The sequence below is a fragment of the Chryseobacterium mulctrae genome (assembly GCF_006175945.1).
Taxonomy (GTDB): domain Bacteria; phylum Bacteroidota; class Bacteroidia; order Flavobacteriales; family Weeksellaceae; genus Chryseobacterium; species Chryseobacterium mulctrae.
The window spans coordinates 4,650,052-4,663,179 of sequence record NZ_VAJL01000001.1 but is presented as its reverse complement, the minus strand read 5'-3'; the positions used below and the strand labels follow the sequence as shown (position 1 = coordinate 4,663,179).

The 13,128-nt window shown below is 33.6% G+C and carries 10 protein-coding genes; 6 read left to right on the top strand and 4 right to left on the bottom strand.

Annotation, left to right across the window (positions count from 1 at the left end; translation table 11 throughout):
* Positions 1-7 precede the first annotated feature (7 nt).
* Positions 8-1,192, bottom strand: coding sequence for an MFS transporter (locus tag FDY99_RS21810; RefSeq protein ID WP_139423706.1), 1,185 nt, complete (start codon positions 1,190-1,192; stop codon positions 8-10).
* Between the two features lie 177 nt (positions 1,193-1,369).
* Here FDY99_RS21810 and FDY99_RS23475 point away from each other — a divergent pair, with 177 nt between their 5' ends.
* From FDY99_RS23475 to bglX, 5 genes are all read left to right on the top strand, one after another.
* Positions 1,370-2,152 (top strand): TonB-dependent receptor plug domain-containing protein, encoded by a 783-nt coding sequence (locus FDY99_RS23475; protein ID WP_228448892.1) that lies wholly within the window; start codon positions 1,370-1,372, stop codon positions 2,150-2,152.
* A 16-nt stretch (positions 2,153-2,168) separates the two neighbouring features.
* The gene (locus FDY99_RS21805) at positions 2,169-4,133 is read left to right on the top strand and encodes a TonB-dependent receptor (protein ID WP_262711418.1); all 1,965 of its coding nucleotides are present in this window, start codon (positions 2,169-2,171) and stop codon (positions 4,131-4,133) included.
* 11 nt (positions 4,134-4,144) lie between these two features.
* Complete coding sequence (locus FDY99_RS21800) at positions 4,145-5,608, top strand: RagB/SusD family nutrient uptake outer membrane protein (RefSeq protein WP_139423705.1); 1,464 nt, start codon at positions 4,145-4,147, stop codon at positions 5,606-5,608.
* A gap of 2 nt (positions 5,609-5,610) precedes the next feature.
* Entirely contained in the window at positions 5,611-7,041 is a 1,431-nt protein-coding gene (locus FDY99_RS21795; protein ID WP_139423704.1) for a glycoside hydrolase family 30 protein, read from the top strand.
* A gap of 138 nt (positions 7,042-7,179) precedes the next feature.
* Positions 7,180-9,402, top strand: a complete 2,223-nt coding sequence (gene bglX / locus FDY99_RS21790) for a beta-glucosidase BglX (RefSeq protein WP_139423703.1) — start codon at positions 7,180-7,182, stop codon at positions 9,400-9,402.
* Positions 9,403-9,915: 513 nt separating this feature from the next.
* Here the strand turns inward: bglX and FDY99_RS21785 are convergent.
* Positions 9,916-10,725 (bottom strand): enoyl-ACP reductase FabI, encoded by an 810-nt coding sequence (locus tag FDY99_RS21785; RefSeq protein ID WP_066679025.1) that lies wholly within the window; start codon positions 10,723-10,725, stop codon positions 9,916-9,918.
* 123 nt (positions 10,726-10,848) lie between these two features.
* Positions 10,849-11,148, bottom strand: coding sequence for a hypothetical protein (locus FDY99_RS21780; protein WP_139423702.1), 300 nt, complete (start codon positions 11,146-11,148; stop codon positions 10,849-10,851).
* Between the two features lie 124 nt (positions 11,149-11,272).
* On the opposite strand from FDY99_RS21780, the gene FDY99_RS21775 reads away from it, so the two are divergent.
* Positions 11,273-12,103: a hypothetical protein gene (locus tag FDY99_RS21775; protein WP_139423701.1), complete on the top strand. Its 831-nt coding sequence runs from the start codon at positions 11,273-11,275 to the stop codon at positions 12,101-12,103.
* A 42-nt stretch (positions 12,104-12,145) separates the two neighbouring features.
* Here the strand turns inward: FDY99_RS21775 and FDY99_RS21770 are convergent, their stop codons facing one another.
* The gene (locus FDY99_RS21770) at positions 12,146-13,000 is read right to left on the bottom strand and encodes a nucleoside phosphorylase (RefSeq protein ID WP_139423700.1); all 855 of its coding nucleotides are present in this window, start codon (positions 12,998-13,000) and stop codon (positions 12,146-12,148) included.
* Positions 13,001-13,128: the final 128 nt, after the last annotated feature.

The following is a 13,128-nucleotide window of genomic DNA, read 5'->3' as shown; positions in this document are numbered from 1 at the left end:
TTATTTTTTAAATTTTATTAGCACTAAGTTTAAAATAAGAATATGCTAAAACGGAAACCATAATTACAGCTCCCAAAATATATAAAGAATAATAAGTAAGCATTTGATTTTTAAACAGTACCGAAATTGAAATTGAATTGATTGAGCTGCTTATTGAAGATACACTTACTATTAAAGAAGTAAAAGCATTGATTTTATCCTTATCAATTTTTGCAATCATTTTTGAGTTAATTACCGGATAGAGTGGTGCGAGAAACAAACCGATAATTGGAAAGAGGAATAACAAAATCTTCGCATTTTCGCTAAAATAAAACTGAATGCCTGAAATGATAACCAACAAAATGATAATCATCAACACACACATCATGAAATATTTTGACAAAGGAAATCGCTGAATAATCCTTGAAGTAATTGCTCTTCCTGTATATGAAAAGAGCGCCAAAAACGAAGATGCCTGAAGTGCAAAGAAAGAATTAACTTTTAAATGATCTTTGTAAAATGCAGGAAGCCAGGAATTAAAACTTTGTTCGATAAAAATAATAAAAAAACTTACTGCAAAAAAAAGTATAAAAGTTGTTTTTCCAAATCCTGAGAGATCAGGGAAAATTCTCGTTGTCTTATTTTGCGGTTCGGCAATTTTAACTTTCGTAAAAAGATAAACAGTAAAAAAAGAAATCAGAGAAATAGACATAAAGCCAAATTTCCAATATTCACCAAACTGGCTGGAAATTAACCATCCGAAGCCTGTATTGACTGTAAAGATACCAATCATAAAAGAAGCTTCAACGCTGTTCATGGTTTTGGCTAATGATTTTTCTTCGGTCATATTATTTCGGATAATACCGTAAACACAAATTTTTCCTATCGCAAAACAGGTTCCGATAATGGCAAACCATAATTTGAAAAACCAAAAAACTTCGACAAAGGGTAAGAATAAAGAACAGATTCCGACAAGCATTAAAGCAAAAACCAATGATTTTTTTGTTCCGAACCTGCTGATAAAATTAACTGCAAAAAGAGAAAATATCGCAATCGGTAAATCTTTAAATGACTCTAAAAAACCAAGCTTATCATACGTGATTTTCTGCTCTGATAACTGTAAAATAACAATCCCCATGCAATTTAAAACCATTGAAAAAACAAGGAAAGTAAGTTTCAGCGGAAGTGAAATATTTGGTTGTTTAGTGGTCATTTTGGGAATTTATATCAGCTAAATTTTAACAAATAATCAAATATTTATTAAAATCAACAGCCTTTGATTGCCCAAAAATAGTGGAAATATTAAAATAATTATTAAAAAAATGTTAATTAATAAAAAAAAGATATATTTTTATTGTCTCAATTTGAGAATTAAAAAACTTAACTGTATATGAATGTAAAAATATCAAGAAGCTTAGGGATTATTGCCGCACTTTATTTTACGGCAAATTTCAATGCACAGACTACGTCGCGCGATACTGTTTCAAAAGAGCAGAAGATCGAGGAAGTAGTAGTTATTGGTTATGGTTCAGTAAAAAAATCAAACCTTACGAGTGCGGTATCTACCGTAAAATCTGAAACATTTGACGACAGACCTATTTATAATGTAGGTCAGGCTTTGCAGGGGAATGCTGCAGGGGTAAATGTGATACAGTCTTCGGGTAAACCTGGAGCAGCAATTGATGTGAAGATTAGAGGAAATAATTCAATTTCATCAAGTGTAAATCCACTTTATGTAGTAGACGGAATTCAAACTTTTGACATCAGTGGAATTAATCCTGATGATATTACAGATATGACGATTCTGAAAGATGCTACTTCTGCAGCAATCTACGGAATCAACGGTTCTTCGGGAGTTGTAATTGTTACGACAAAGAGAGGAAAAGCCAATAAACCGCAATTGGCATTCAATGCATATTGGGGAATGTCTAAAACGGTAAACAATATTGATGTTTTAAATTTAGACCAATATAAAACGTTGATGGCGGAAATTAATCCATCTTTTCTTACGACAATTAACAATCCGAGATACGAAGGCATTAACACTAATTGGAGAGACGAAGTTTTTAGAACAGGTTTTGATCAAAACTATAACGTAAATTATTCTTTTGGAAACGAAAAAGTAAGAGCTTATACAGCATTAGGTTATCAGGGAATATCCTGCAAGATTTGAAAGAATTTCAGCAAAAATGAATTTGGATGCAAAAATTACCAATTGGCTAAAGCTCACCGGTAATTTCAACTACATCAATACAGGTTTAAAAAATACAAACGATAATTTAGGTACTTCAAGAGGTGGGGTTATTTTAAGTGCTTTAAACACACCTTCTTTTCTGCCAATTTATGGTAATCAGTTAAAAGTAAGAGAGAAAGATGCTTCCGGAAATTTCATTGATGGTTATAAAGACGGTCAATTTGCTTTAAATCCTTTTCAATCTTCGTGGGAAAATCCAGTGGCATATCAATCCAGAAAAAATGAAACTCAGACGCAACGTTTTATGAGTAATTTAGGGTTTGAAGTTAATCTGATTAAAAATTTAGTTTGGAAACCAACGGTTTCATTTGATTTAATTGAAAGTACAAACGATCAATTCACAGATGGCTACCAAACAAGCTATGGAAGAGAGAAAAAAGGTATTGGAGGGAAATATCTATCAACTTATCAAGATTTGAATATTGAGAACACCTTAACATATACCATAAAATCAGGAGTTCATGATTTAGCTTTATTAGGAGGAAATCAGATTCACGAAAAGAGAAATTCTTGGCATAATTACTGGGGAGACAGTTTTCCGGAAGGAACATCCATGTTTTATTTTAATAGTGCTGTAAACAGACATGAAAGTCTCGTAAAAGAAAACTTACGTGAAATGTCTTTCTTTGGTAGAGCTTTATATACTTTTGATAACAAATATACCATTATGGGAGTTTTCAGATATAATGGAAGCTCTGCTTTGGCTGATGGAAATAAATGGGGATTCTTCCCGGGTGTTTCTGCATCGTGGGTGGTATCAAATGAAGATTTTCTCTCTGATAGTAAGGTAATATCTGAATTGAAATTAAGAGGAGGATGGGGACAGACCGGAAACGTTTCAGGAATTCCTCCATATTCGCACTATAATTTGGAAAGACAAACTGAATTAGGTAATGCAGGATCTTGGTACACTAGACAATGGGATAGTAGTAATTTGGGTTGGGAAGTTACAAACGACACGAATATAGGTGTTGATTTTGGCTTTTTAAGCAACAAAATTAAATTGAGTGTCGATGCATATCATAGAAAAACAAATGATCTTATAATTCCAATACCAATGGGTCCTGCACAAGTACCTTTTTATAGAAACGTTGGAAATATGGAAAATAAAGGGTTGGAATTTGCTTTGAATACTCAAAACTTTAAAGGCGAAAACTTTAATTGGAATACGAATTTCAATATTTCATTTACAAAAAATAAAGTGCTACAGCTAAACTGGGTTCCTATACTTGATAAAGCTAATATTGAAACTGTAGGAGCTAATTTGGTGAGATTTACTCCGGGACAAGCAATTAGTTCATTTTATGGTTATCAGGTAGATCATATTGATTCTCAAACGGGGGATATTGTCTATAAAGATACTAATGGAAACGGATATTTTGATACTGGTGACAGAACATTCATAGGAAATCCAAATCCTGATTTCTCTTTTGGTTTTAGCAATAGCTTTTCTTATAAAAACTGGTATTTAGATGTTTTAATAACTGGTTCTTATGGTGGTGAAATTTACAATGCATCAAGATTTGATTTGGAAATGATGAATGACTTTAAAAATCAATCTACTGCAGTTTTAGACCGTTGGACAACTCCGGGACAAATTACGAATACTCCAAGAGCAAATTCTGCAAGTTCACAGTATGTTTCAGACAGATTTGTTGAAGATGGTTCTTTCTTAAAACTTAAAAGCGCGACATTAGGTTACAATTTCTTGAGTCCATTCAAAGGAGTAAGTAAAATCAACTTATATGTAACTGGTCAAAATCTTTTGACTTGGACAGATTATACAGGCTTCGATCCAGAAGTGAATGCTTTCAATACGACAAACGGTGTATCTGGTGTTGATTATGGAACTTATCCTCAGGTAAGAACATTTATTTTCGGTCTTAAAGCTAACTTTTAATTTAAATTCTTATGAAATTCAATAAAACAATATATTATTTTTTGCTTGGGGCAACTCTTACAGTAGGAACTACCTCTTGTAGTGATTATTTAGATACAGAGCCATTAACTGACAGAGCAATTCCCAATACAGATACTCCATACAAAACTGCTGCTGAAGCTGAAAGTTTGATGACGACGATTTACACCGATTTGGGTAATGAATATTGGCAGTTGGATTATTTCTTTAATGGTGATGCACAAACAGAAATTGCACATGCAGGAAGTGATAATGTTCAAAACTTCCAGATTGACGAGTATAGAATAATTGCGACAAATTCAAATGTCAACAGAGATTGGAACTACTTATTTACTTTTATTAATAACTGTAATAAAATTTTAAATTATGTAGATAATATTCCTGATCCCTCTCTTACGAGTTCTCGTAAAGCCGAAATGAAAGCTGAAGCAGCGATTATGAGAGCGATGTATAATTTTCATGGAGTTCAGCTTTGGGGAGATTTCCCTTTGGTTACCAAAGCTGTAATCGGTGTGAATGACGAAAATTTTGATGAGGTTTACGAACAGGTTTACCCAACAAGAAAGCCCATAAATGAAGTATACGCTTTAATTATCTCTGATTTAGAAGGAGCTTTAGCAAACGCACCTGCAAGTTCAAATAAATACAGAGCAACAAGAGGTTTAGCTTTATCTTTATTGGCAAAAGTTTATGCAACAAAACCCAATCCTGATTATGCAAAAGTCATTGATTATACAACTCAATTAATGGGACAAGGGTATTCATTACTTCCGGTTTATGATCAACTTTTTGATGGAAATCACGAAGCGAATACAGAATCTATTTTCGAATCAAACGGAAATGCAGGAAATCTTTGGGCATGGGGATCTTCAATGTTTTACGGCACAGATTGGAAAAAATTTAATACGCCTTCTTACGACATTGTAAATACTTTCAACACGGAAGGTGATAATGTAAGAAAAAATTCAAGTGTATGGTTTTCTCCGACTACGGTAAGTTGGTCAGATAATTTCTGGCAAAGCAATAATTTCCCTTTCATGTATAAAATGAGAATTACTTCAGGACATCAGAATTTTTATGTGATGAGGTATGCTGATTTATTACTAATCAGAGCTGAGGCATTAGTTCGTCAGGGAAATTTCACAGATGCCGCAACTTTGGTCAACCAAGTGAGAGCAAGAGCTAGCTCAAGTTTAACTCCTATCACAATTGCCAATACAGAGGACGGAATCAATAAAATTCTAAAAGAAAGAAAATTAGAATTAGCATTCGAAGGTCACCGTTGGTTTGATTTGAAGAGAACAGGAAAAGCAATTTCTATACTTTCACAGCAAAGAGATGCTAACGGAAATCTTTTACCTTATGTAAATAATTTAAATCAAAATAGACTATTGTGGCCAATTCCACAGACTCAATTGGATAATAACCCGAATTTAACTCAAAATCCTGGATATTAAATATGTTAAACAAAAATTCATATAGTTTCTTTTTAAAAAGTACTGCACTGCTATTTAGTGGTGTGGTACTTTTGCCTTTATCTTCGTGTAAATCTATAGCAAATACAGATAAGAAAGTCGAAATCTGGATGACAAAAGGCGATGAAAGCGTAAAATTACAGCAACAAAATGCATTAACTTTTGTAAATACTTCTAATAATTTTCAGAATATTGAAATTGACGACACTCAGAAGTTTCAATATATTGATGGTTTTGGGTATACATTAACCGGCGGAAGTGTTGAAGTAATCAATCGTCTTTCTCCTTCAAAAAGAAAAGCGCTTTTAAACGAACTTTTCGGAAATGATAAAAACTCAATTTCAATAAGTTATTTAAGATTGAGCATTGGTGCATCCGATTTGGATGGCGAAGTTTTTTCTTATGATGATTTATCGGAAGGGCAAACCGATCCTTCTCTTTCTAAATTCAGTTTGGCAAGAGACAAAGATTTGATTTCGATGTTAAAAGAAATTTTAGCAATCAATCCTAAAATAAAAATCATTGCAGCACCTTGGTCGCCACCGGTTTGGATGAAAGATAACGGTAAATCGATTGGTGGAAGCTTAAAAACTGAATATTATGATGTTTACGCAAAATATTTTGTGAAATATATTCAAGGAATGCAAAAAGAGGGAATTACAATTGATGCAATCACTCCTCAAAACGAACCATTACACCCAGGAAACAATCCCAGTTTACTGATGGTTTCCGATCAGCAGAGAGATTTCATTAAGCAAAGTTTAGGTCCGATCTTTAAATCAAATAATATTAAGACTAAAATCGTTGTTTATGATCATAATTGTAATAAACCAGAGTACGCTATCAATATTTTAAATGATGCTGAAGCCAATCAATATATCGACGGTTCTGCTTTCCATTTGTATGAAGGAGATATTTCAGCTTTGAGTACGGTTCACGAGGCTCATCCCAATAAGAACCTTTATTTTACAGAACAATGGACAGGTGCAAAAGGGACTTTCAATGAAGACCTAAACTGGCACACCAGAAATGTTGTCATCGGCTCGATGAGAAACTGGAGTAAAATTGCTTTAGAATGGAATCTTGCGAATGATACTCAATATAAACCTCATACACCGGGAGGATGTACAGAATGTAAAGGAGCGATTACTGTTTCAGACAGTGAAAACTTCACAAGAAATGTTGCCTATTATATTATTGCTCATGCTTCAAAGTTTGTTCCGGCAAATTCTCAGAGAATAGCTTCTACACAAACAGAAAACTTAGCTACAATTGCTTTCAAAACTCCCGAAGGTAAAACGGTTTTGATAGTTCAGAACAACAATAAATCGGATGAAAGTTTCAATATAAAATATAATCAGAAAACAGCGCCGGTTACAATCAGCGGAAGTTCTGTAGCAACTTATATTTTTTAAGTTAGAGTTATTATTAATTGGTAAAACTTCTTTTTTTGCTAAGTAAAAGATTTTAGTGAACTTAAAAAATCAACCGCACTATTTGCAAGAAAATCTTTGCGAACTTTACATTTAGAAACATACCAAAACTAATTATAAATGAAGAAGATATATTTCATATTAGCATTTACAGCATTCGGATTCAACGCTTTCGGGCAAAAAACAATCGACCAGAAAGTTTCCGAGTTGTTGTCAAAAATGACGTTGGAAGAAAAAGTAGGACAACTCGTTCAATACAGTGGTTTTGAATATGCAACGGGTCCGCAAAACTCAAATTCTGCGACGGTTTTAGAAGAAATAAAAAAAGGAAAAGTTGGTTCTATGCTCAATGTTGCAGGAGCAGAAGAAACGAAAAAATTTCAGGAATTAGCTTTAAAATCTAGATTAAGAATTCCTTTACTCTTTGGTCAGGATGTAATTCATGGCTACAGAACAACATTTCCCGTGAATTTAGGACAAGCAGCGAGTTGGGATTTAAAATTAATTGAAAAATCAGAACGAATTGCAGCCACAGAAGCTTCAGCTTATGGAATTCACTGGACTTTTGCACCGATGGTCGATATTGCAAGAGATCCGAGATGGGGAAGAGTGATGGAAGGTTCCGGCGAAGACACGTATTTGGGAATGCAAATTGGTTTGGCAAGAATCAAAGGTTTTCAGGGAAAAGGTCTTGGAAATCTTGACGCCATTATGGCTTGTGCGAAACATTTCGCAGCGTATGGAGCTGCAGTTGGCGGAAGAGATTACAATTCTGTGGATATGAGTTTAAGACAATTCCACGAAACTTATTTACCTCCTTTCAAAGCTGCTGCAGAAGCGGGAGTCGCGACTTTCATGAACTCTTTTAATGACATTAATGGAATTCCGGCAACAGCAAACAAATATATTTTAAGAAATCTTTTAAAAGACCAATGGAATTATAAAGGTTTTGTAGTTTCAGATTGGGGAAGTATCGGAGAAATGGTTCCTCACGGATATGCCAAAGACAGCAAAGAAGCAGCCGAAAAAGCCATGAATGCAGGAACTGATATGGATATGGAAAGTCGTGCTTACATGGCTGAACTTCCAAAATTAGTTCAAGAAGGGAAAGTTGATCCAAAATTTATTGATGACGCAACGAGAAGAATTTTGGTCAAAAAATTTGAAATGGGATTATTTGATGATCCTTACAGATTCAGCAGCGAAAAAAGACAGAAAGAACAATTAAACAATCAGGAAAATAGAAGATTCGGGAGAGAATTTGGTTCAAAATCTATTGTTCTGCTTAAAAATGAAAAAAATATTCTTCCGCTTTCAAAATCTATTAAAACGGTGGCTTTAATTGGTCCTTTCGGAAAAGAGACAGTTGCCAATCATGGCTTCTGGTCGATTGCATTTAAAGATGACAATCAAAGAATTGTTACTCAGTTTGATGGAATTAAAAATCAATTAGATAAAAATTCGACTTTATTGTACGCCAAAGGCGCTAATGTTGATGATCAGGATAAATCTATGTTTGCTGAAGCTGTAGAAACGGCAAAAAAAGCAGACGTTGTGATTATGACTTTAGGCGAAGGTCATGCGATGAGCGGAGAGGCGAAAAGCAGAAGCAATATTCATTTTTCGGGAGTTCAGGAAGAACTTTTAAAAGAAATTGCTAAAACGGGAAAACCAATTGTTTTAATGGTCAATGCAGGAAGACCTTTGGTTTTTGATTGGGCTGCAGATAATATTTCAACCATTGTTTACACTTGGTGGTTGGGTACAGAAGCCGGAAATTCTATTGCAGATGTTCTTTTTGGAACGGTAAATCCAGGTGGAAAACTTCCAATGTCTTTTCCTAGAACAGAAGGACAAATTCCTGTTTATTATAACCATTATAATACAGGAAGACCTGCAAAAAACAACACCGACAGAAATTATGTTTCAGCCTACATCGATTTGGATAATGATCCTAAATTCCCATTTGGTTATGGTTTAAGTTATACTCAATTTAAATATTCTGAAATGAATTTAAGTTCAACAAACCTGAAAGGAAATCAGACTTTAAATATCAGTGTAAATGTTTCTAACACCGGAAAATACGATGGGGAAGAAGTGGTGCAGCTGTACATCAGAGATTTATTTGGAAAAGTAGTACGACCTGTAAAAGAATTAAAAGGTTTTCAAAAAGTTTTCATTAAAAAAGGAGAAACTAAAACCATTAATTTTACATTAACTCCAGAAAATCTGAAATTTTATGATGATGAATTGAATTATGATTGGGAAGCCGGAGATTTTGACATTATGATAGGAACCGATTCTCAAAATGTTCAGACAAAAAGAATTAATTGGTCAAAATAAATAATAGTTTTTATTACTAAGAGCGGGATAAAACCCGCTTTTGGTTGTAACAAAATATAACGTTTGTCATTCTGAAAGAAGTGTAGCGGATTGAAGAATCTCAACATCATTATTAGAGATTCCTCGTTCCTCAGAATGACAAACTTTGAGAATAATGTAAATTGGATTTTTAACGAAAAGTTTTAAATATTACGTTCAAAAATTTTAAGGAGCAAAGAATTGCGACAAGTCGCTGATTAAGTAAGCTTCATAAAATCAATGGAATTGATTCGTCTTTTCCTCCCTAAAAATCAGATTTTTTTTAAAATAAAACTTTGCTTTAAAAAAATAGAATAGCTCATAACATAAAACTCAAAACTTTAATACAAAGTACACTTCATATTAATATTTTTAATTAAAATTCAGCGGAGCCTTTGGCTCCGCCGAATTTATTTATCACAAAAGGCTAGATAACTATCAAAAAAAATCCGAAACAAAATATTTCGGATTTAATATTCAGAGTGAAAATTTCACTTATTCAACATCATATTTGCTGATTACTTTCTGAGTAACTCCAGAGCTGCTGAATCCTCCATCATGGAAAAGATTCTGCATCGTTACTTTCTTCGTTAAATCAGAGAAAAGAGTTACGCAATAATCTGCGCATTCAAGAGCCGTAGCGTTTCCTAGTGGAGACATATCTTCAGCATACCCTAAGAAACCTCCGAAACCTTTCACACCGCTTCCTGCAGTAGTTGGAGTAGGAGACTGAGAAACCGTGTTTACACGTACTTTTCTTTCACCCCAATAGTTTCCGAAAGTTCTTGCGATACTTTCCAGATAAGCTTTGTTATCAGACATATCGTTGTAATCCGGGAATGTTCTTTGAGCAGCAATATAAGTTAGTGCCAAAATACTTCCCCATTCGTTCATACAGTCTTTTTCGTAAGCCACTCTCATTACTTTGTGGAAAGAAACTGCTGAAATATCCCAACCTTTTTCCAACCAATCGTAGTTCATTTCTGTATAATGCTTTCCTTTTCTCACATTGATAGACATACCAATTGAGTGAAGGATGAAGTCGATTTTACCAAATTTTGCAACAGCAGCATCAAAAAGTTTTTCAAGATCTTCGATAGAAGTTGCGTCTGCACCGATTACCTCAGAACCTGTTTTTTCTGCTAAACCGTTCAATTCTCCCATTCTAAGAGCAATCGGAGCGTTTGACAGGATAAATTCTGCGCCTTCTTCGTGGCATCTTTCAGCAACTTTCCATGCGATAGATTGTTCATTAAGGGCTCCAAAAATAATTCCCTTCTTGCCTTTAAGTAAACCGTATGACATAATTCTTTAATGTTTATTAATCCCACAAATGTAGCAATAATTTGTGTTTAGAACATAATAAAAAACGAAGCCTTCCTAAAAAGACTCCGTTTTTCTTTGATAATATATAAAAGACTAATAAACTTAGTTCGTTTTTTTGTTCCATTCTGCCTTCACATCTTCTGCTGCATCTTTGGTTTTTTCCCAAGCATCATTGGCTCCGTCTTTAATATCTTCCCACGTATCTGCTGCATTAGCTTTTACCCTGTCTAGCCAACCTTCATGGTTTGCTTCTTCGTCGTTATTTCTTTTTTCGTTGATATAATCTCTGGCTTTGTCTGCCAAATCACTGATTTTCCATTTTGCATCGGTTGCTGCATTTCTTAAAGAGTTTTCAGTGTTGTCTACTGCTTTTTCAGCTTTGTTATAATCCTGGTTTTCCATAATGTTAATATTTAAGTGTTATGTTTAAGAATAGGCAAGAAGTATTCCTAAATAATTTTATAAAAGTTAAAAAAAACATAATTTTTTTTATATTTGATTTTAATAAAAAACTATAATCAATTTTATGAAGATTAAAATACTACTGTCTTTACTTTGTTTTAGTACAGCGAAGATTTCTTCCCAACAATATTATGGGAAGAAACAGGATAAAGAACAACCGAAAGCTGAATTTGTAATGGAGGATGGCTCAAAAATAAATGGCTTTTTTGTCGGTTACAATTACCCAAATGGTACATATCCGGGCTTTTTTGATAAAGATAATATCTACAGTTTTGAATATAAAAAAACACAAAGTTCTTCGGCAGAAAAATTAAGTGCTAAAGATGTAAAATCTCTGAAAATATTTGATGATCATGATGATGTTACCAGTGCCATCGAAAGATTAGACATGAAGTATGTAGATAAAAACGGCAAAGTTGAGGACAAAAGAAAAAGATCTTTTCAACCATTGTTATATGATGGGAAAATTCAGATTTTTGGCTCTAATATAGATATTTGTACCAATTCAATCTGCAATTATGCCTATTCAGAGTTTTATATCAGAAATGCAAAAGATGATTTTGCTTTGATGCCTGTAGATTACGATAAAATGAGCCTTTTCAGTATAGGTTCGATGTACGACAGAATGGTGCAGAGTTTTAGATATGCAGGAAGAAATTGTCCTGATTTCCAAAAATACATGAATGTTTTTGAAGCGAAATTAGAAGAAAAAAGTTTCAGAAAAGAAATTAACGAAAGATTTAAACAAGTCCGTAAACAGGCTTATGATGATGCAAAAAAACAAGGCTATAAACACAATCGAACGCAGCAGGTTATCGGAGACTATATGCTTCGTGCTTATCTCGAATTTTATGCAGGAATCATAAAAGAATACGAAAAAAATTGCCCATATTAATAAAAACTAAAAAAGGATTGCAACTCGCAATCCTTTTTTTTATTATTTAATAATTCTGTCGAGAACCCACTCAATCAAATTCTTTTCAGAAGCATGATGATCAGATGAAAACTCACCACGTCTTCTGTTGGCAATCACATTATTTACGGTAATCGCTTTGTGGCCCAACAATTTTGAAAAAGCATAAATTGCAGATGTTTCCATTTCAAAATTGGTAATTCCTAAATCATTTAAAGTTTCAAGGAATTTATCATCCAAAGCTTTTAAACGAAGCTGTCTTCCTTGTGGAGCATAAAACCCCGGGAAAGTAGCTGTATTTCCGTGATATTTGGCATCTTTATACAATTCTCCCAATTCTTCAGACCACTCAGAGAAATAAAGCATGGGCTTAATTTTTTCGTACGGGAATTTTTCAAAGAAATTTTTTGAAAACTCATTTTCAAACTGATAATCCTGATAAAAATGCATCAAACCGTCAAGCCCAACTACATTTTGAGTAACCAGCATATTGTCAACCTGCACATCAGGATTTACACTTCCGCAAGTTCCCATTCTGAATAGTTGTAATGATTGATGTTCAGATTTAAATTCTTTTTCCTTTAAATCGATATTCACCAAAGCATCAAGTTCATTCATTACGATATCGATATTTTCGGTACCGATTCCGGTTGACATTACAGAAATTCTTTCACCACGCAAAGTTCCTGTGTGGGTATAGAATTCTCTTTTATTTTTTTTGATTTCTACCTTATCAAAGTATTTTGAAACTTTTGGAACTCTGTCCGGATCGCCTACCAAAATTATTTTGTTGGCAATATCTTCCGGCAAAAGGTTAAGGTGATATACACTTCCGTCTTCGTTCAGAACCAATTCTGAAGCTGCAAGTTTATTTAGCATAATTATTTTATTAAAAAAGGGAAGTGAAGATAAGAATTTTGTTTTAAAAAAAGCAGATCAATCAAAAGATAATCTTTATTTAATTTAAGATTAAAGTTACGGTAATATTGAAATCTTAGATTTGTGTT

Coding starts and splice junctions, on each gene's coding strand:
- FDY99_RS21770 (WP_139423700.1), bottom strand. CDS start 13,000: ATGCTAAATAAACTTGCAGCTTCAGAATTGGTTCTGAACGAAGACGGA.
- FDY99_RS21775 (WP_139423701.1), top strand. CDS start 11,273: ATGAAGATTAAAATACTACTGTCTTTACTTTGTTTTAGTACAGCGAAG.
- FDY99_RS21805 (WP_262711418.1), top strand. CDS start 2,169: ATGAATTTGGATGCAAAAATTACCAATTGGCTAAAGCTCACCGGTAAT.
- FDY99_RS21800 (WP_139423705.1), top strand. CDS start 4,145: ATGAAATTCAATAAAACAATATATTATTTTTTGCTTGGGGCAACTCTT.
- FDY99_RS21785 (WP_066679025.1), bottom strand. CDS start 10,725: ATGTCATACGGTTTACTTAAAGGCAAGAAGGGAATTATTTTTGGAGCC.
- FDY99_RS21795 (WP_139423704.1), top strand. CDS start 5,611: ATGTTAAACAAAAATTCATATAGTTTCTTTTTAAAAAGTACTGCACTG.
- FDY99_RS21810 (WP_139423706.1), bottom strand. CDS start 1,192: ATGACCACTAAACAACCAAATATTTCACTTCCGCTGAAACTTACTTTC.
- bglX (WP_139423703.1), top strand. CDS start 7,180: ATGAAGAAGATATATTTCATATTAGCATTTACAGCATTCGGATTCAAC.
- FDY99_RS23475 (WP_228448892.1), top strand. CDS start 1,370: ATGAATGTAAAAATATCAAGAAGCTTAGGGATTATTGCCGCACTTTAT.
- FDY99_RS21780 (WP_139423702.1), bottom strand. CDS start 11,148: ATGGAAAACCAGGATTATAACAAAGCTGAAAAAGCAGTAGACAACACT.